The sequence below is a fragment of the Enterocloster sp. OA13 genome (assembly GCF_022440595.1).
Lineage (GTDB): Bacteria > Bacillota > Clostridia > Lachnospirales > Lachnospiraceae > Enterocloster > Enterocloster hominis.
Genome location: NZ_JAKNTF010000001.1, coordinates 6,389,238 through 6,407,996 on the forward strand (window position 1 = coordinate 6,389,238; position 18,759 = coordinate 6,407,996).

General features: G+C 51.1%; 19 protein-coding genes. All 19 read left to right on the forward strand.

The genetic code is table 11. From position 1 onward, the window contains the following. Positions 1-243 precede the first annotated feature (243 nt). The gene (locus MCJ35_RS28615) at positions 244-1,197 is read left to right on the forward strand and encodes an ABC transporter permease (protein WP_008724476.1); all 954 of its coding nucleotides are present in this window, start codon (positions 244-246) and stop codon (positions 1,195-1,197) included. A gap of 11 nt (positions 1,198-1,208) precedes the next feature. Next, positions 1,209-2,090, forward strand: a complete 882-nt coding sequence (locus MCJ35_RS28620) for an ABC transporter permease (protein WP_008724478.1) — start codon at positions 1,209-1,211, stop codon at positions 2,088-2,090. 51 nt (positions 2,091-2,141) lie between these two features. Then, on the forward strand, positions 2,142-3,806 hold the full coding sequence (locus tag MCJ35_RS28625; RefSeq protein ID WP_025484080.1) for an ABC transporter substrate-binding protein: 1,665 nt from the start codon (positions 2,142-2,144) through the stop codon (positions 3,804-3,806). A 40-nt stretch (positions 3,807-3,846) separates the two neighbouring features. Beyond that, on the forward strand, positions 3,847-4,845 hold the full coding sequence (locus MCJ35_RS28630) for an ABC transporter ATP-binding protein (RefSeq protein ID WP_025484078.1): 999 nt from the start codon (positions 3,847-3,849) through the stop codon (positions 4,843-4,845). Next, a complete protein-coding gene (locus MCJ35_RS28635) occupies positions 4,832-5,827 on the forward strand; it encodes an ABC transporter ATP-binding protein (RefSeq protein ID WP_025484077.1) in 996 nt (331 codons plus the stop codon). The genes MCJ35_RS28630 and MCJ35_RS28635 overlap by 14 nt, the downstream gene beginning before the upstream one ends. Continuing rightward, the gene (locus MCJ35_RS28640; RefSeq protein ID WP_025484076.1) at positions 5,820-7,238 is read left to right on the forward strand and encodes a Sapep family Mn(2+)-dependent dipeptidase; all 1,419 of its coding nucleotides are present in this window, start codon (positions 5,820-5,822) and stop codon (positions 7,236-7,238) included. Before MCJ35_RS28635 ends, MCJ35_RS28640 begins: the two co-directional genes overlap by 8 nt. 59 nt (positions 7,239-7,297) lie before the next feature. After that, entirely contained in the window at positions 7,298-7,972 is a 675-nt protein-coding gene (locus MCJ35_RS28645; protein ID WP_008724488.1) for a GntR family transcriptional regulator, read from the forward strand. A gap of 197 nt (positions 7,973-8,169) precedes the next feature. Next, the gene (locus MCJ35_RS28650; RefSeq protein WP_025484074.1) at positions 8,170-8,934 is read left to right on the forward strand and encodes a GntR family transcriptional regulator; all 765 of its coding nucleotides are present in this window, start codon (positions 8,170-8,172) and stop codon (positions 8,932-8,934) included. A 100-nt stretch (positions 8,935-9,034) separates the two neighbouring features. After that, positions 9,035-9,754, forward strand: coding sequence for a GntR family transcriptional regulator (locus tag MCJ35_RS28655; RefSeq protein WP_025484072.1), 720 nt, complete (start codon positions 9,035-9,037; stop codon positions 9,752-9,754). 184 nt (positions 9,755-9,938) lie between these two features. Next, on the forward strand, positions 9,939-10,358 hold the full coding sequence (locus tag MCJ35_RS28660; RefSeq protein ID WP_025484071.1) for a PTS sugar transporter subunit IIA: 420 nt from the start codon (positions 9,939-9,941) through the stop codon (positions 10,356-10,358). A gap of 11 nt (positions 10,359-10,369) precedes the next feature. Next, entirely contained in the window at positions 10,370-10,843 is a 474-nt protein-coding gene (locus MCJ35_RS28665) for a PTS sugar transporter subunit IIB (RefSeq protein ID WP_025484070.1), read from the forward strand. A 10-nt stretch (positions 10,844-10,853) separates the two neighbouring features. Continuing rightward, a complete protein-coding gene (locus MCJ35_RS28670) occupies positions 10,854-11,624 on the forward strand; it encodes a PTS mannose/fructose/sorbose/N-acetylgalactosamine transporter subunit IIC (RefSeq protein WP_008724498.1) in 771 nt (256 codons plus the stop codon). Beyond that, entirely contained in the window at positions 11,611-12,429 is an 819-nt protein-coding gene (locus tag MCJ35_RS28675) for a PTS system mannose/fructose/sorbose family transporter subunit IID (protein ID WP_025484069.1), read from the forward strand. The genes MCJ35_RS28670 and MCJ35_RS28675 overlap by 14 nt, the downstream gene beginning before the upstream one ends. 43 nt (positions 12,430-12,472) lie before the next feature. Next, the gene (locus MCJ35_RS28680) at positions 12,473-13,471 is read left to right on the forward strand and encodes an SIS domain-containing protein (RefSeq protein ID WP_025484067.1); all 999 of its coding nucleotides are present in this window, start codon (positions 12,473-12,475) and stop codon (positions 13,469-13,471) included. A 27-nt stretch (positions 13,472-13,498) separates the two neighbouring features. Then, on the forward strand, positions 13,499-14,356 hold the full coding sequence (locus MCJ35_RS28685) for a PfkB family carbohydrate kinase (RefSeq protein ID WP_008724504.1): 858 nt from the start codon (positions 13,499-13,501) through the stop codon (positions 14,354-14,356). 5 nt (positions 14,357-14,361) lie between these two features. Next, positions 14,362-15,003, forward strand: a complete 642-nt coding sequence (locus MCJ35_RS28690; RefSeq protein ID WP_034576910.1) for an HAD family hydrolase — start codon at positions 14,362-14,364, stop codon at positions 15,001-15,003. A 324-nt stretch (positions 15,004-15,327) separates the two neighbouring features. Further along, positions 15,328-16,230: a PfkB family carbohydrate kinase gene (locus MCJ35_RS28695; RefSeq protein WP_025484063.1), complete on the forward strand. Its 903-nt coding sequence runs from the start codon at positions 15,328-15,330 to the stop codon at positions 16,228-16,230. A gap of 56 nt (positions 16,231-16,286) precedes the next feature. After that, positions 16,287-17,771, forward strand: a complete 1,485-nt coding sequence (locus tag MCJ35_RS28700) for a sugar ABC transporter ATP-binding protein (protein WP_025484062.1) — start codon at positions 16,287-16,289, stop codon at positions 17,769-17,771. Positions 17,772-17,773: 2 nt separating this feature from the next. Then, positions 17,774-18,736, forward strand: coding sequence for an ABC transporter permease (locus MCJ35_RS28705; RefSeq protein WP_008724514.1), 963 nt, complete (start codon positions 17,774-17,776; stop codon positions 18,734-18,736). Positions 18,737-18,759 lie beyond the last annotated feature (23 nt).

An 18,759-nucleotide genomic window follows, 5' to 3' on the forward strand; every position in this document is an offset into this window, starting at 1 on the left:
TATTTAAGCATGTAAAAATAATTTAGTCAATAGTTTTAACGCTTTATTTAATTTTTTGTCGCTTTTTACAATAAAACATCAAAAATATGAGCATTATGACTAAATATTATTAAGAAATACTCGAAGCCATTGACATTTTGTCGTCTTGTGATATTATCAGTGATATAACAATGATATTCTTAAAGTTCAGGCACGCAGCTACTATTAAGAAGTATCACGGAAATACGGAGGTCGATAAACAACATGTTTAAGTACACAGTCAAACGTCTGTTGGTAGCGATTCCCACCTTTTTCGGAATAACTGTACTTGTCTATCTGATTTCTGCAATGGCTCCCGGCAGCCCTTTGGAGATGCTCATGGCTGACCCCATGGCAACCAAGGAGAGCATGGAAGCCTTAAAGACGCAGATGGGGTTGAATGACCCGGCGATTATACAGTATTTCCGTTGGCTTGTAGCTATGCTGCAGGGTAATCTGGGAATCTCATACCGGAACAGCCTTCCTGTATTGGGACAGGTACTGGAAAAATTGGGACCCACACTGATACTTACCCTTTCATCCACTGTTTTATCAGTTCTGATTGCAGTACCCCTTGGAATCATGTCAGCGTATAAGCCTTATTCTGCATGGGATTACGCTTCATCCGGCTTTGCCTTTGTGGGAGCATCCACTCCTACCTTCTTCACGGGCCTTGTGATGATTTACGTGTTTGCAGTTAAGCTTCGGGTACTGCCCATGGGAGGAATGTATGATGCCGGAGTACATACAGTAGGTTCGGCAGCCCAACATCTGATCCTGCCCTGTCTGGTCCTGACCATATTTAATATAGGCAGTATACTGAGGCAGACGCGGGGCAGCATGATGGAGGTATTCAGCGAGGACTATATCAGGACGGCAAGGGCCAAAGGCCTTACAGAGCCAAGGGTGGTCATCATCCACGGCCTCAGGAACGCACTGATTCCTGTGGTTACCGTGCTCAGCACCATGATACCGTTCATGTTCGGCGGTGCGGTCGTGGCAGAGCAGGTATTCAGCTGGCCGGGTCTTGGAAGCCTGATGGTGCAGTCCATCAATGCCAGGGATTATCCCATGATCATGGGAATCACCGTAGTGATAGCAGCAGCCGTGCTGATAGGAAATGTCCTTACCGACATCGCCTACAGCCTGCTTGACCCGAAGATAAGAGAGAGCCGTTAGGAGGTAAGAGGATGTCAGGGACAACAGTTATGAAAAAGGACTCGTATTATCGAGACGTGCTCAAAAAATTCACGGCCCACAAGCTGGCCATGATTGGCGTGGCCATCATTGCATTAGAAGTGCTGCTGGTAATATTCCTGCCAATGATACTGAAGCTGGACCCATATACGTCCGATATACTGGCTTTCAGCGCCAAACCCGGCCCGGGGCATTTCCTTGGGACCGATGACACGGGAAGGGATGTGTTTGCAAGACTGGTATTCGGCGGACGGGTATCCCTGCTGGTAGGACTTCTTTCAGCCATCATAAGCCTTTTAATCGGGGTTCCCCTGGGGCTGATTGCAGGATATTACAAGGGTATCTGGGAAACCATCGTCATGAGGGCGGCGGACATCTTCATGTCCTTCCCATCCATGATACTGGTGCTGGTACTGGTGGCTGTGATCGGACCCTCCGTATGGACCGTAACACTGGTAATCGGTGTGCTGGGCTGGACGGATTTTGCAAAGCTCATATACGGCAATGTATTGTCGGTCAGGGAAAAGGAATATGTGGAATCGGCCAAGGCCGTCGGCACCAAGGACCTGCCCCTTTTGTTAAAGTATGTGGTGCCCAACGCATTTGCACCTATACTGATTAACTTTACATTCCGTACGGCGCAGGCCATCATCCAGGAATCCGCGCTTAGTTTCCTGGGCATGGGCGTCCAGCCGCCGCAGGCTTCCTGGGGTAACATCCTGTACGCCGCACAGTCCATCACCGTGCTTTCATCCAGGCCATGGCTCTGGGTACCGCCGGGCATCCTTCTGGTGCTGACGGTTTCCAGCATCAACTTTGTGGGTGATGGAATCAGGGACGCGCTGGATTCTAAGACGAAGATTAAGAAGAAATAATGAAAGATAAATCATCAAAGATAAACCATAAATGATAATAGGAGGAACATTATGAGACGCAATTTTGTAAGAGTAATCGCAGCTTCCCTTGCATCCGCCATGGTGCTTTGCGCATGCGGCGGTTCATCCACAGGGACGGACGGCACAACGGCCAACGCAGGCGGTGGGGCACAGGCGGAGGCGCCAAAGGCAGAGGGCGGCAGCAGCACCGGTGAGAAGATTGTCACCATTGCACAGTCCGGGGACTGGGATACCTTCATGGTCATGAACACCACCAACGCAGGCGCTGACAATGTAAATGAATTGATGTTTGACCGTCTGATGACCATCAACACCGACGGTACATTCGAACCCCGCCTGGCTAAATCATGGGAGACCAACGAGGCCCAGGACAAGATTACATATCATCTGTATGAGGATGCCAAGTGGCATGACGGCGAGCCTGTGACTGCCGAGGACGTTGTTTACTCCGCACAGGTTGCTTCTTCTGCTGAATATAACTATCTGCGCCGCATCCGTATGCAGTATTTTGCCGGCACGGATGAGACCGGATGCGAGACATCCACGGACAGCGTTGAGGTTAAGGCTGTGGATGACCACACCGTGGAGTTTACCTTAAAGACACCCATGGATCCCTCCATTGTTTACGCACTGGTGAACCGTGACTTCTTCATCATTCCGAAGCACCTGCTGTCAGGAATCGCTGACGCTGACCTGGTGAACGATCCATTCTGGCAGAAACCGGTAGGTTCCGGCCCATGTATCTTTGACAGCATGGAATCCGGCGTATCCATCGAGTTCCTGGCCAATAAGGATTACTACCTTGGAACACCTGACTTTGACAGGCTGGTATTCAAGAAGGTACAGTCCTCCAACATCCTTTCCGGACTTATGAGCGGCGAGATTGACGCGCTTTCCGGCAATACACAGATTCCGTTAGCTGACTGGGATGCGGCCAATAACACCCCGGGCGTGAAGGCAATGTCTGTCCCGACCTTTGCATACCAGTACATGGCCATGAACACGACCAGGGAATACCTGCCTGAGGAAATCCGCCATGCAATCAGCCTTGCAATCAACCGTCAGGTAATTGTGGAACAGCTCCTTCAGGGACAGGGCCGCGTTGCAATCGGACCCCTTCCGGAAGACCACAAGTACTATAACACCAACCTTAAGGTTGAGTATGATCCTGAGAAGGCCAAGAGCATGGTAGAGGCAGCTGGCTGGGATGCCAACCGCGAACTGGAAGTACTGGTTTCCACCGGTAACGAGGTACGTGAGAAATCCGCTATCTTAATCCAGCAGGATCTTCAGAAGATCGGCATCAAGACCAAAATCCAGACCCTTGACTTCCCAACCCTTCTGACCAATGCACGTAACGGGGACTACGACCTGTGCTTCATCGGTTCCGCTGGTTCCGTTGACCCATCCGAGTCCGTACCAAACGTAACCGCAGGCTACATGAATAACTTTACACAGCTGACCGACCCGACCCTGGGCGAGGTGGGCGAGTCCGGCGCCAAGGAAATCACCTTTGAGGCCCGTAAGGCAGTCTATGACAAGTACCAGGATATCCTGTTCCAGCAGATGCCCATGGCATTCCTGTACTTTACCAATGACCTTTTCGGATACAGCGACAAGCTGGAGAATGTCCGCGTAGGCGCCATTGATTACAATGTAAATAAGAATGTATGGGCTTGGAAGGTTAATAAATAATCTGGTTCAGGACGTTCCATACGAAAAGCGAGGTATTTAAATGTCTGAGAATTTGATTGAAGTAAAAAAACTCGTAACCCAGTTCTCCGGTAAGAATGGAACGGTTACTGCTGTGGACGGCGTATCCTTCAATATAAAGAAAGGGGAAACCCTTGGGATTGTAGGTGAGTCCGGCTGCGGCAAATCAGTGACGAGCATGTCAATTTTGAGGCTGATTCCTCCCCAGTCCGGTAAGATTGCATCCGGCGAGATCCTGTTTGAGGGCAAGGACCTGACCAAGCTTTCCGACAAGGAGATACGCCAGATACGTGGAAACGAGATTGCAATGATCTTTCAGGACTCCATGACAGGCCTGAATCCGGTGATGACCATCGGAAAGCAGCTTGTAGAAACAATAACCGCGCATAGTAAGATGGATAAAAAACAAGCCTGGGCAAGGGCCGAGGAGATGCTTATGAAGGTAGGCATCCCCTCCCCGGCCCAGCGCCTTAAGGAATATCCCCACCAGCTTTCAGGCGGCATGAGGCAGCGTGTCATGATTGCCATGGCCCTTTCCTGCAATGCCGCGCTGTTTATTGCCGATGAGCCGACCACTGCCCTGGACGTTACCATCCAGGCACAGATACTGGAGCTTATGAGGGAGTTAAAGGACAAGGAGAATAAGTCCATCATGCTGATTACCCATGACATGGGCGTGGTTGCGGAGATGGCGGACGACGTCATGGTCATGTATGCGGGCAAGGAGATGGAATACGGGGATGTCAAGAGCATTTTCAAGCATCCGCTCCACCCTTATACCCAGGGACTCTTAAAGTCCATACCGCGCCTGGACCAGGATTCCTCTGAGCGCCTGTTCAACATCCCGGGTTCCGTGCCGGACTTAAGTGAAATGCCAAAGGGGTGCAGGTTCTGTACCAGATGTACGCAGGCGTGCAGCAAATGCTTCGAGCAGGAGCCGGGACTCTATGAGATAGGGGAACAGAAGGTGCGCTGCTGGAAATACGCGCCGGAGGGAGGTTTTGGACATGATGGGGAATAGCAATGTACTGGTGGAACTGAAAGATGTGAAGAAGGAATTTGTCACGGCCAAGACCTTCACGGGGAAACCCCTGAAAATCGTACATGCCGTGGACAAGGTGAACCTTTCCATCTATGAAGGCGAGACCATTGGCGTGGTAGGTGAGTCAGGATGCGGAAAGTCCACTCTGGGGCGGTCCATATTAAGGCTCATCAATCCCACGGCAGGCCAGGTCCTCTACAGAGGGGATGACATTACAAAATACAACAAAGAGCAGATGCGCCAGATGCGCCGGAAGATGCAGCTCATATTCCAGGACCCGTATGCATCCCTGAACCCGCGTATGACGGTCCTGGAGCTGATCAAGGCCCCGTTAGACGCATTCGGCACAGGAACCAACGAGGAGCGGATCCAGAAGGTAAAGGAAATCATGGAGCTGGTAGGAATGCCGGAAAACATGATGAACCGTTATCCCCACGAGTTCTCAGGCGGCCAGAGACAGCGTATCGTCATTGCCAGGGCCCTTGTGCTGGACCCTGAGTTCGTGGTATGTGACGAGCCTGTATCCGCGCTGGATGTGTCGGTCCGTGCACAGGTGCTGAACCTGATACAGGACCTGCAGAAGACCAAGAAGCTGACCTACCTTTTCATTTCCCATGACCTGAGCGTGGTCAAGTATGTGTCTGACCGCATCGCGGTCATGTACCTGGGAAGGATTGTGGAGATTGCGTCCAAGGATGAGCTTTACAATCATCCGCAGCACCCCTATACAAAGGCCCTGCTGTCCGCAATCCCCATTCCGGATGTGGATAATAAGATGAAGAGGGAAATCCTCACAGGCGATGTCCCAAGCCCCTTGAATCCTCCGGCCGGATGCTATTTCCATACCAGGTGCAGATACGCATCTGAGCGGTGTTCGGCAGAATGTCCGCAGCTTCATGATGTGGGAGGCGGACACATGGTGTCCTGCCATTTGTGTGAGGAGGAACAGGACCATGTTTAAACCTGACAGCAGCTTAATGCAGGAAATTGATCAGTGGATAGAGAAGAACAAAGAAGCATTCGTAAAGGACTTAGACCGTCTGGTGGCTGTTCCCAGCATCTCGGTACATGGGGATGATACCTATCCTTATGGGAAGGAATGCGGCCGTGTGCTGGATGAGATGACAGCCCTGGCCGCGGGGTACGGGTTCCAGGTTAAGAACCATGAATACCACTGCGGCAGCCTGTTGGTTAAGGGAACCGGGGACAGCCCGCGCAGGATTGGCATCTATGCCCATCTGGATGTGGTGCCCCTGGGGGAAGGATGGCATAATCCTCCTCTTAAGTGTACGCAAAAGGACGGCTTCCTCATCGGACGCGGGGTGGGGGATAACAAAGGCCCGGGCATCTGCGCCCTGTACGCCCTGCGGTATCTGAAGGAACACGGCATTGAACTTAAAAATGACGTGTTGGTTTATTACGGGCTGTCTGAGGAAACGGGAATGCAGGATATAGAATATTTCTGCAGGACACAGCAGGTCCCGGATTTCAACCTGGTGGCGGACACCAACTTCCCTGTGTGTTATGGGGAAAAGGGGCTGATGCGCGCTGACATTGAGCGGGAGATTGAGGGAAACCTGGTATCCTTCCATGGCGGAAGCGTGGTGAATGTGATACCTCCAAAGGCAGAGGCCGTCATAAGCGGTGTAAGCCTTGAAGCCGCCAGGGAGAAGCTTGGGGATATTGAGGGAATCAGTGTGGACCGGGACGGGGAGTCTGTGAAGGTGACGGCCCTTGGGATTTCCCGCCATGCCGCATTTCCGGAAGGGTCCGTCAATGCCATCCAGGAGCTGTCCAAAGCCCTTACAGGCAGCGGGCTTCTCACCGGCAGCGCGGCCCATGGGGTGAAGGCCGTGGCAGCAATGACTTCTGACTATTACGGTGAAAGCTGCGGCATACCGTTTGAGGACAAGGAGTCCGGCAGGCTTACCTGTGTGGGCAGCGTTATCCATGCCCAGGACGGTGTGATGAAGGTATCCTTTGATACCAGATATCCGGTGACCGTGGATGGGGATGAGGTGGTGGATGGATTTAAGAAAAGGGCAGAATCCCTGGGGTTTGCGGTATCCGTGGGGGAACTGTCGGCCCCGGCCTATGTGCCCCTTGATAATCCCTATATCCCGGTACTCAGTGAAATCTGCGACTGCGTCCAGGGTAAGCACTATGAACCATATACAATGGGCGGCGGGACCTACTCCAGACACCTGCCTTGCGCCATCGGTTTCGGACCGGGCGTGCCCGATGCCCCCAATCCCTTTGAGAATGGCCACGGTCAGGGACATCAGCCAGATGAATGTGTGCCTTTTGACATGTTGCTAAAAGGCCTGAAAACATATATAATATCCCTATTAGAGTTAGACCGCATGCTATAATGCTAAGGGGAACAGGAACACAATAAGTTTGGCTGAACAGGACATGGAGGGGGAAATAAATGGGAAGCGGTAAGCCTTCGTCACTAAAGACTGAGATATATGATTCTATTCTGAAGGACATTATAGAGGGAAATTACAAGCAGAATGAAATTATCAATGAAAAGCAGCTGATTGAAAAGTATGGGGTCAGTAAATCCCCGATCAGGGACGCACTGATTGAACTTTGCAGCGAAGGCGTACTCATCAGCCACCCGAGATACGGGTACGAGGTGGTCAGGATTAATGAAAAGGAGATACGGGATATTGTTAACTTCCGTATCATGATTGAGACCGGCTGCTTAAGGGACGCGGCCACCATCATGACTAAAACGGATATCCGGGAATTAAGGGAATTCACCCTTACGGAGTGCAGCAACAGCGATGAGGACACCACCATCCTGGAACACTGGGATAACAACAGCAGGTTCCATCTCAGGCTGCTTTCCTACAGCGGCAACGATTACTGCTACAGCATGCTGCAGAAAAGCATCGGCATCATGACAAGGGCTTATGCCCAGAGACACTGGGAACGGTGGGGCACCATTTCCATACGCATGGGGTGTGAGAACCATCTGAAGGTGATTGATTACCTGATGGAGCAGGATGTGGACCGCGCGGTGAAGGAGCTGCGAGGGGATATTATATCTTTTCTTGATATCCTGTATCCTAATTATGGGAATAGGATGTATGTGTGATAATTGAATATGGATGTAACAGGCGGTATCTGGATTGTTGAAAACAGGTGCCGCCTGTTTTATGTAATTATTTGTATAAAACGTGTATTCCAATTTTACTAGCATATGATATAATGTAATATAATATTATATTAACACATAAAACATCATTGCATTTCCTTATGGGATTGATAAGATGTCTTTGAAAGAGGTGGAATATGCTGAATGCAAATAGTGCGGTGCCCTTATACCAACAGGTGGCGGAAGACATTAAGAACAGGATAACCAGCGGGGAGTACAGCCCAGGACAGGCCCTGCCCAGTGAGTCCAGGCTTTGTGAGCAGTACAATGTAAGCAGGATTACCATCCGCAATGCAATTGCCGACCTGGTGGAGCAGGACCTTCTCATCACACACCACGGCAAGGGGACATTCGTGCAGACACCTAAGATTTCCTCAAGCCTGAATACATTTAAAGGGTTCACTGTGTTCTGTCATGAGAACAACATCAACGCGTACACCCATATGCTGGGCATGAAGCGGCAGAAGCCCAATACGGCCATCATGAAAAAGCTGGAGCTTACGCCTGAGGATGACGTGGTATACCTGAAGCGCCTGCGCCATGTGAATGATAAGCCGGTCATGATTGAGCATGTAAGCCTTCCGTGCAGCCAGTTTGAATTCCTCCTGGATGTGGATATGGAGAACCAGTCCCTCTATGAGGTGATTGAGCGTCGTACAGGCATGCGGCTGGAAGATAACTGTTACACATCCATTACCCTGGAGACCAGTATTGCAACGGAAGAAGAAAGCCAGCTGCTTAAATTTGATTCGCCCCAGTCTGTTTTTGTGCTGATGGAGACAGTCATTACCCATACAGGCATACCGGTCCACTATACCAAGCAGATACTTTCAGGCAGGCATTTCAAGTTTTTCCTTTCCAATAAGGTAAACCAGCTGTCCATGAACTGGAATGAGGTTTAGGCTGTATCAATACTTCTCTGATTTCTGCTGAAATATGTTGTAAAATGTATTATGATGTATTATAATATATTTACTACTAACAATAGAAATGGAGAGTGTGATGGGGACAAGTAAAAATGTAAATCCGGACAGTATGACACCCATGTACAAGCAGATTATTGACATACTGGGCCGGAAGATTGAGGAGGGGGAATTAAGGCCCGGGGACAGGATCCCATCTGAGGCAGAGCTGATGCAGGCCTACCATGTGAGCCGCATCACGGTGCGCTCGGCCATCAATGAGCTGGAGGAGGACGGGATGGTGGTCCGCTCCAGGGGGAAGGGGACCTTTGTGGCTTCCAGGAAGGCCCTGTATTCCGTGGACGACCAGATCGGTTTTACCCATTCCTGTTTTCAGGAGGGCAAGGTGCCGAGGACAGAGGTATTAAGCGTGTCCTGGATTTATCCCACCAGGGCGGACGTGGAATTTTTCGGTATTGATGAAGATGAGACGATCCTGTGCACCAGGCGCCTGCGCTATGTGGATGATGTGCCTACCATGATTGAGGTAAACCACTACAACCGCATGTTCGGATTCCTGGAACGGGAGGATTTAAGCCAGTCGCTGTTTGAAATCCTCCAGAAACATAAAATCAGGCTGGGAGGGCATATACGTATCCTCGAGGTGTGTTACGCCAATTCCTCTGACGCAGGAATCCTGGGAGTGAAGCCCGGGGCGGCATTGCTGCTGTTTACGGATAAGCATGAAGATTCCGGGGGCAGCCCCCTTTACATATCCCGGCAGATGTACTGCACGGAGCGCCTTAAGTTTTATGTTTAAGCCCGTCGTATGGTTGGATATCAAGGAAGGGTATCGGGTAAGTGTATCAAGTAAGAGATAGCATTTTGAACTGAATTTCAGTTTAAAATGCTATTTTTATATTGACAGGGAATATGACATGATGTATACTTGTGGTAACATAATGTTATATAATGTATTATAAACAGAAGAGAGGAGTGGGAATATGGAGCAGTTCCTGTTGGCCAGTCATGGTTCCCTTGCGCGGGCCATGAAGGAGACAGCGGCATTTCTTTTAGGGGCAAATGAAAATGTCCATTGTCTCTGCGCCTATGTGGATGAAGCGTCCATGAACCTGGAGAAGATGGTGGGGGAGTGGGTGACGGGCAGGAAACCGGAAGAACACTGGACTGTCATTACAGATATCTTCGGAGGCAGTGTGAACAATGAATTCATGAAGTACACCGGGGACCGGAGGTTTAACCTGGTTGCAGGTATGAGCCTGCCTCTGGTCATTGCACTGCTTAACCATCCGGACGCAGTTGATCCGGACACTATCCGGGCCGTGCTCGCCCAGGTCAGGTCATCCATTGTTTACTGCAACGATATGGTGGAAAATCAGGATTTGGAAGATGAAGATTTTTAAGGAGGAAGAGTATGATTAAATTAGTCAGGGTGGATCACAGGCTGCTTCACGGACAGGTGGCAATGGCATGGACACAGTCCCTGGATGTGGATTGCATGCTGATTGCCAATGATGCGATCATGAAAGACGATATCCGGAAAACCACGCTGAAGCTGGCAAAACCAAATGGGGTAAAGCTTGTGATGAAGAACATCGAGGACTCCATCACGGCACTGAACAGCGGGGTTACGGACAAATATAAGCTTTTTATCATAGTGGAAAGCATCGAAGATGCCCACCGCCTTGCCACATCCTGTAAAGATATAAGGGAAATCAACCTGGGCGGCTGCAAGCCCAGGGAGGAAGCGGTTAAGAAGCTTTATAAGACCATACCGGTATCGGCCGGGGATGAGGCGCTTTTAAAGGAGCTTATGGAGGCAGGAATCAGGGTTGGGATACAGCAGGTTCCAAGTGATGCAAGGATTGAAGTAAAGGAAATCATTTAGGAGGAGAATTATGTTAGCGCAGGCAATTTTAATCGGATTCATAGCAATGTTTGTAACATTCGAATGGATGCTGGGTACCAACCTGGGGTCACGTCCCATTATAACCGGCGTGCTGGTAGGCCTTGTGATGGGGGATCTGAAGACAGGGATCATCCTTGGCGCAACCCTTGAGATGGTCTTTATCGGTTCGATCACCCTTGGGGCCGCTGTCCCGCCGGACGTCATCACAGGAGGAATCCTGGGGGCTGCATTTGCCATCTCAACCGGCAAAGGCGCGGACGTGGCCCTGGCCCTGGCATTTCCCATCGCGACCCTGTATCTTGTGGTGGATAACCTGCTTACCCTTGTGCTGCTTCCCGTGTTTGTCCATAAGGCTGACAAGTATGTGGAAAGAGGTGAATTCAGGAAGATGGAAATGATGCATATCCTGGGCGGCTTTGTGGTCAAGAGCCTTCCACGGGGAATCATATGCGCCGCTGCGTTTTACCTTGGCACGCCGGTGATGAACCGGGTTTTGGAGTCCATCCCTGAATTTGTCCAGAACGGCCTTGTGGCGGCAGCCGGATTCATTCCCGCCCTTGGTATTGCCCTGCTGACACGTATGATACTTACGAAGAAAACCGTTGTGTTCTTTGTGCTGGGCTTTACGGTCAGCGCATATTTACGGATCCCCATGCTTGGGATTGCCCTGCTTGCAAGTGTGCTTGCAGTGATACTGGTAGAGCTGCAGAGCAGCCAGACCGTTGTAAAACAGGAGGTAATGGAAGATGAGGACTTCTAATAACCAGATTACGAAAAAGGACCTGATGTCCATCTACATACGTTCGCTTTCCCTTGAGTATTCCTGGAACTATGAACGCCAGCAGCATATGGGGTACTGCTTCGCCATGCTCCCTGCAATCAGGCGGATATATGAGAAAAAGGAAGCCCAGATTGAGGCGGCCAGACGCCATATGGAATTTTTCAATACAACCCCCTATGTGTCCACCGCCATCATGGGGATATCCACTGCCATGGAGGAGAGCAATGCGGATAATGCTGACTTTGACACCTCTTCCATCAACAGCGTAAAGGTTGCGCTGATGGGGCCTCTTGCAGGAATCGGGGATTCCATGTTCTGGGGAACCCTCAGGGTAATCGCAACCGGGATCGGTACTTCCCTGGCGCTGAACGGGAACATACTTGGACCCATCCTGTTCTGGCTGATTTATAACATACCGGCGTACCTGGTGCGCTACTGGTGCCTGAAGTTCGGATACGGCTTTGGGACCAGCTTCCTGAACCGGATTGAAGAATCCGGCCTGATGCCCAAGCTGACCTACGGGGCTGCCGTCATCGGCCTTATGGTCATCGGCGCAATGATTCCCAACATGATTAATATACAGATAGCGGGAAGCCTGGGGACAGGGGAATCGGCGACGGCCGTACAGGCCATCCTGGACGGCATCATGCCAAGCCTGCTTCCGCTCCTGATGACACTGGGCGTGTACGGGCTTCTGCAGAAAAAGGTCAAGGTTTCATGGGTGCTTGTAATCCTTACATCCCTTGGTGTCATCGGTGCGTTATTTGGCATATTTGTGGTGTAAATCAGGACTGGGAATGATTTAAGATATAGGAGGAGAATGAAAAATGGTAAAGTTTGACGAACAGGCAATACTGGAAAATGGAGCTTACATCTATGCCATGAGGCAGGAGATTGAGGCAATTGCGGATACTGTGTGCGGTAAGGGATTTGACAATATCCTGTTCACCGCATCCGGCGGTTCCCTTGCGATGATGCAGCCGTTTGATTATATGATTTCCGCCACCTCCGGGCTGAATGTACAGTCCCAGGTGTCGGCGGAGCTGCTTACAACCGGCAACAGCCATCTGACGGACAGGACCATTGTGTTCATGGCATCCAAGTCAGGTGATACCAGGGAAACCGTGGAGGCGGCCAGGTATGTGAAGGAAAAAGGCGCCACAGTCATATCCGTCCTTGGAGTGGAAGGCTCCCCTCTGGAAGGTCTTTCTGACCACACGGTCATCTATAAGGACGGCCGTCCGCAGGAATACGTGTTATATATGCTGGTTGGCAGGATATTGTACAACATGGGCTATTTTGACGATTATGTCCAGTTTGCAGATGAACTTAAGAACCTGCCGGCAGCCCTTGTGTCCGTGGGAAAGGAAAGTGATGGAAAGGCCAGGGAGTATGCCATGAAATACAAGGATGACCCGTATCAGATATGGATCGGATCCGGCAACCTGTGGGGGCCCACCTATTCCTTTGCCATGTGCGTGCTGGAGGAATCCCAGTGGCTCCGCACAAAGTCCGTCACCTCCCCTGAATTTTTCCATGGGACCATCGAACTTGTGGAAAAAGGTGTGTGCGTCGCCCTTAACATGACAGAGGGCCAGACCAGGGTGCTGGATGAGCGCGTTAAGAACTTTGTCCAGGAGTATACCGATGACTTTACCGTGTTTGACACGGCGGATTACCAGCTTCCCGGAATCAGCCGGAAGTTCAGATGGCTCCTCTCACCAGTGGTAATCAACGCCGTCCTGTCCAGGGTAAGTAAGAATTTTGAGGAAATCAGGAACCACTCCCTGGATATCCGGCGATATTACAGGAAGCTTGAGTATTAAAGATTGGACAGGAGCGGGATGACAGACATGAAGATAGCTGGTATAGGTGACAATGTAATAGACCGGTATATGAACATGGGCGTCATGTTTCCGGGCGGGAACGCGGTGAACGTGGCTGCCCACGCAAGCAGGCTGGGGGCCGTGGCGGCCTATGTGGGAAGCATCGGGGCTGACCGGGAAGGCCGTATCATACGGGATGCCCTTACGGCCCTTAATGTGGACCTGTCCCAGTGCATATTCCATGAGGACAGCACCACTAAGAAGTGCGATGTGAACGTGTATGACGGGGAACGGGACTACATCGGGGCGGACGAAGGGAAGAACTGGGCCCATACCACACGGATAAGGGATTGTGATGTGGATTATCTGAGGGATTTTGATGTGGTGCACACCAGCTGCAATGCCAAGCTTCATGAGGATGTCCATAAACTTCAGGACCTGCAGGCCATGGTCACATTCGATTTTTCCGTAAAGGATAAGTACCGCACCCATGAATTCCTGGAACTGACCTGCCCCTACCTGGAACTGGGACAGTTCTCCTGTGAACATATGGAGACAGAGGCAATCCGGGAACTGATGAGGAAGGTATATGGCCAGGGCTGCAGGAACGTGGTGGCCACCATGGGGGGGCGGGGACAGCTGTTCTACAACGGAAAGGAATTTGTGGAAGGAAAAGCCCGGTATGTCAAGGCCCTGGACACCATGGGGGCGGGAGATTCCTTTATTGCGGCCGTGATTGTATCCCTTCTGAAACAGGGATGGAAGAAAGGGATTACATTGACAGGGGACGCAATCCGTCAGGCACTTCAGGACGGTGCGTCTTATTCAGCGGAAAACTGCCTTTGCGAGGGCGGTTTTGGATTCAGGAACCGGATTGAGGGGTGACAGGGATGAAGTGGGTTATATTTGATTTGGACGGGACTTTGAGCAGGACGGACATTTTCATCGTGCCATCCATCCGGGCGGCCATGGAGGAAGCGGGGCTGAGGGAGTGGACGGAAGAGGAAATCCGCATGACCATAGGGGAGCGGGCCGAGGAGACGAACCTGAAGCTGTTCGGCCAGGAGAGGTGCGCCCGGGCAGATGGGTTCTGGAAATTAGTTGAGCATTATCAGGAAAATGTATACAAGAATATGGAAACCGTGTACGACGGTGTCCAGGAGATGCTTGACAGCCTGCATCACAGGGGATACCGGACAGCGGTCTGTTCCAACGCGGACCGGGATTATATTGAAATGATGTTAGGCAGGCTGGGGATACGGGATAAGATAGATAAAATCCGGCCCGTGATACCCGGAAAGGATAAGGCGTGTTCCCTGGCAGCCCTTCTGGATGAGATAAAGCCTGAGGCCGCGGTCATGGCAGGGGACCGTATCTACGACGTGGCAGCGGCAAAGGCCAACCGGATTCCCTCCATTGCATGCCTTTACGGCTGCGGGACATGGGAAGAACTCAAGGAGGCCAGCTGCTTTGCCCAATCCCCGGCAGAGGTTGGCAGGCTGGCGGAGGCCATGCTAGGGAAAAAAGAATAGGGACAGATGAAAAGGATATCCCGGACGGGGATGTCCTTTTTTGATGGCCGCGATGCGCAGGGAAATGACGCCATGTGCCGGGGAAAACCGCCAAATGCCGGAAATTGCCGGGAAGTGCCAGGATATGCCAGGATATGCCGGAAACCATACCGCATCCCCGGCAATTCCCGGCATTTGTGCCAGTTTCCTGTGGGCAATCATAATTTTTATCAACAAAATACATAAAAAGGTATTTACAAAAGACAGGCGGTGTGATACTATAACGTCATAATACATTATGTATCGATATAATGATAAATGAAACAACTAAAGGAGAGGTGAAGTATGCTTAGACTCATAGGGGTAGGAGATAACGTGGTAGACTGCAACTACACCACAGGCATCATGTACCCGGGAGGAAACAGCCTGAATTTTTCAGTCTACGGCCGCCAGCTTGGGCATGAAACCGCGTATGCAGGGGTTTTGGGCACGGACATCCAGGCAGACATGGTGGTCCATGCGCTGAAGGATAAAGGGGTGGATATCTCCCGCTGCGTCAGGGTGCAGGGAGAGACCGGAATCTGCGGTATCCGGCTGAAGGACGGGGACCGCACCATTACAGATGAGAATGACGCTGGCGTGGTGAAGTCCCATCCGCTTCAGATTACAGAAGGACTGCTGGAATACATCAAGACCTTTGATGTGGTCCATTCCAGCTGTTTCAGCCACATTGAGGACCAGCTCATAAAAATCAGGGAGACAGGGGTCCCGCTTCTGTATGACTTCTCAGATGTGTGGGAGGAGGATGACCTGGCTGCGGTGTGTCCGGATATAACCATTGCATTCTTTTCCGGCAAGGAATTAGGGGAAGGGAAGCTAAAGGAGCTGCTGTACCGGTGCGTGCATGGGTACGGGTGCAGGCTGGCGGTGACCACCATTGGGAGCAGGGGAGCCATCGTGTATAACGGAAGGAAATACTACAGGAAGATGCCTTATAATTTTGAAGCGCCGGTGGTGGACACCACAGGGGCGGGGGATTCCTGGATAACGGCCTTCATTGCCTCCTACATAGAGAATAACAGGCGTATGTCCAGGCTGCATGAGGAACAGCTGCCTGACTTCACGAGGCAGGCGGACAGGGAGGATTACGAGGACCAGCTGATTGAATTCAGCATGTGCGCCGGCAATCTTCTGGCCAGGCATAACTGCCTGGTGGAAGGGTCCTTCGGATACGGGGCGGCATTTTAACCGTTTGATTTGGGAAAGGAGGCAGGACCTGCAGTCTGGGACCGCAGGGAAAGCATATGAGTGATACGATATTGAAAATGCAGGGAATATCTAAATTTTACGGCGGTATCAAAGCCCTGGAGAAAGTGGACTTTGAACTGTACCGGGGAGAAATCCTGTGCCTCTTGGGGGAAAACGGGGCAGGCAAGTCAACGCTGATGAAGATACTCTCCGGCGTGATTGAGCCTTCGGAAGGTGAGATTTTCCTGGAAGATAAGAAGATAAACATTAAGAACCCAAACATAGCCCACCACCTGGGAATCAGCACGGTCCATCAGGAACTGGTACAGTTTGCGGACATGACCATCATGGAGAACATCTATATGGGAAGGTATCCAAAAAAGGGCGGCCTGGTGGATTTTAAGACACTGAAGGAGAAGACCCTGGAGCTGATGGATAGCCTGGATATCCATTTCAATCCTTTTTCCTATATCAGGGACTTAAGCGTGGCACAGAGACAGATGGTGGAAATCATGAAGGCCGTGTCCTTTGACTCTAAGATCATTATCTTTGATGAACCCACGTCTTCCCTGACAACCGAAGAAACCACGGTGCTGTTCCGCATCATTGCGGACCTTAAGAGCAGGGGCATTTCCATGGTATACATATCCCACAGGCTGGAGGACATCTTTGCAATCGGGGACAGGATCACGGTCCTTCGGGACGGCAGGAACTCAGGCGGGGGAATGGTAAGTGAACTGAATACGGACCAGGTCATATCCCTGATGGTTGGAAGGGATGTGGAAAACCAGTTTCCCAAGGTCCATGTGGATATCGGGGAGGAAATCCTCAGGGTAGAGCACATAAACAATGAGTATGTCAAGGATGCGTCCTTTGTTCTGCATAAAGGGGAAATCCTTGGTTTCGGCGGATTGGTGGGCGCGGGACGGACCGAGCTCATGAGGGCTGTCATGGGACTTGATAAGGCATCGGGGACCATCTATAAGAATGGGAAGGTGATTGTGAACCACAACCCCACGGAGGCCATCCGCAATAAATTTGCCCTGGTTCCTGAGGATAGGAAGGACCAGGGGCTGGTACTGTTGTTGTCCATCCTCAAGAACATCGAGATGAGTTCCCTTCCGGAGCTGTCCTCAGGCGGCTTCATGAACTCCCAGAAGGAAAGGGAGTGCGCGGCTGAATATATGAAACGCCTGCAGGTAAAGGCAGCGGATGTCAACCAGGCGGCCGGGGATTTAAGCGGCGGGAACCAGCAGAAGGTAGTAATCGCAAAATGCCTTGCCACCAGGCCGGATATCCTGATTTTAGACGAACCCACCCGGGGCATTGATGTGGGTTCCAAGGCAGAGATTTATGAGATTATGAATCAGCTGGTATTGCAGGGGGTATCCATCATCATGATTTCCTCTGAACTTCCGGAACTGCTTAATATGAGCGACCGGATCATCATCATGAGGGAAGGGAAGATAACCGGCGAGCAGAACATGGGAGAAGCAACGGAAGAAACAGTAATGAAGCTGGCAACTAAGGAGGCAGTTTAATCATGAAAAATAAATCCATCCAGAAAGTATTGAACAATTCCAATTTTAAATCTTATTCCGGCCTGATCCTGGTCATCATCGTGGTGAGCGTGTTCATGAGCATCCGAAGCGAGAACTTCATGACACCTACCAATATCCTGAATGTATTAAGGCAGATATCCGTCTATGGGATCCTTGCCTGCGGCATGGCGTTCGCCATGATGACAGGGGGAATCGACCTGACGGTAGGATCCACTGCCGGCGTATGCGGCGCATTGGTAACCAAGTTTGTGGTGGAAGGGAACATGCCCCTGGTACCCGCCATCCTCATTGGGCTTTTAGTGGGCGCCCTTTTAGGACTGCTCTCAGGCATCTTTATCGCCAAGACAGGAATCCCTCCATTTATCATGACCCTGGGCATGCAGATTACCCTGAGAGGGGCATGTTACCTGATCTGTGAGGGAAAGCCCATTGGCAATATACCGGACAGCATGCTTCAGCTGGGCATCGGCTCCCTGGGCGGGATCCCCATCCCCATTTTCTTCATGCTTGGGACATTCGTGGTGGTTGGGATCATCCTTTCAAGGACTTCCTTCGGCCGTTCCGTCTACGCGGTGGGCGGCAACTACCAGGCAGCCCATCACTCGGGCATCAATGCCCAAAGGGTCATCATGTATGCCTACATGATCAGCGGTATCTGCGCTGCCCTGGCAGGCGTCATACTGTCAGCCAGGAATGCTTCCGCACAGCCCACGGCAGGCAATGCATTTGAGACAGAGGCCATTGCTGCCTGTGCAATGGGCGGCGTGTCGTTCAGCGGAGGAAAGGGCGCGGTGGTCGGCATATTCTTCGGCGCGCTCCTCATGGGCATCATCAACAACGGAATGAACCTTCTCTATATCAGCTCCTACTGGCAGCTGGTGGTTAAGGGAATCATCATCATAGCGGCAGTTATCTACTCCATCTTTAACAGCAGGAAGAAATAAAAAGGAAACTATAAAAAACCAAA

Bases quoted from the DNA above. Each gene is read 5' to 3' on its own strand.
- MCJ35_RS28695 (WP_025484063.1), top strand. From the start codon at position 15,328: ATGCTTAGACTCATAGGGGTAGGAGATAACGTGGTAGACTGCAACTAC.
- MCJ35_RS28690 (WP_034576910.1), top strand. From the start codon at position 14,362: ATGAAGTGGGTTATATTTGATTTGGACGGGACTTTGAGCAGGACGGAC.
- MCJ35_RS28640 (WP_025484076.1), top strand. From the start codon at position 5,820: ATGTTTAAACCTGACAGCAGCTTAATGCAGGAAATTGATCAGTGGATA.
- MCJ35_RS28645 (WP_008724488.1), top strand. From the start codon at position 7,298: ATGGGAAGCGGTAAGCCTTCGTCACTAAAGACTGAGATATATGATTCT.
- MCJ35_RS28655 (WP_025484072.1), top strand. From the start codon at position 9,035: ATGGGGACAAGTAAAAATGTAAATCCGGACAGTATGACACCCATGTAC.
- MCJ35_RS28650 (WP_025484074.1), top strand. From the start codon at position 8,170: ATGCTGAATGCAAATAGTGCGGTGCCCTTATACCAACAGGTGGCGGAA.
- MCJ35_RS28680 (WP_025484067.1), top strand. From the start codon at position 12,473: ATGGTAAAGTTTGACGAACAGGCAATACTGGAAAATGGAGCTTACATC.
- MCJ35_RS28685 (WP_008724504.1), top strand. From the start codon at position 13,499: ATGAAGATAGCTGGTATAGGTGACAATGTAATAGACCGGTATATGAAC.
- MCJ35_RS28625 (WP_025484080.1), top strand. From the start codon at position 2,142: ATGAGACGCAATTTTGTAAGAGTAATCGCAGCTTCCCTTGCATCCGCC.
- MCJ35_RS28675 (WP_025484069.1), top strand. From the start codon at position 11,611: ATGAGGACTTCTAATAACCAGATTACGAAAAAGGACCTGATGTCCATC.
- MCJ35_RS28665 (WP_025484070.1), top strand. From the start codon at position 10,370: ATGATTAAATTAGTCAGGGTGGATCACAGGCTGCTTCACGGACAGGTG.
- MCJ35_RS28670 (WP_008724498.1), top strand. From the start codon at position 10,854: ATGTTAGCGCAGGCAATTTTAATCGGATTCATAGCAATGTTTGTAACA.
- MCJ35_RS28635 (WP_025484077.1), top strand. From the start codon at position 4,832: ATGATGGGGAATAGCAATGTACTGGTGGAACTGAAAGATGTGAAGAAG.
- MCJ35_RS28630 (WP_025484078.1), top strand. From the start codon at position 3,847: ATGTCTGAGAATTTGATTGAAGTAAAAAAACTCGTAACCCAGTTCTCC.
- MCJ35_RS28615 (WP_008724476.1), top strand. From the start codon at position 244: ATGTTTAAGTACACAGTCAAACGTCTGTTGGTAGCGATTCCCACCTTT.
- MCJ35_RS28705 (WP_008724514.1), top strand. From the start codon at position 17,774: ATGAAAAATAAATCCATCCAGAAAGTATTGAACAATTCCAATTTTAAA.
- MCJ35_RS28700 (WP_025484062.1), top strand. From the start codon at position 16,287: ATGAGTGATACGATATTGAAAATGCAGGGAATATCTAAATTTTACGGC.
- MCJ35_RS28620 (WP_008724478.1), top strand. From the start codon at position 1,209: ATGTCAGGGACAACAGTTATGAAAAAGGACTCGTATTATCGAGACGTG.
- MCJ35_RS28660 (WP_025484071.1), top strand. From the start codon at position 9,939: ATGGAGCAGTTCCTGTTGGCCAGTCATGGTTCCCTTGCGCGGGCCATG.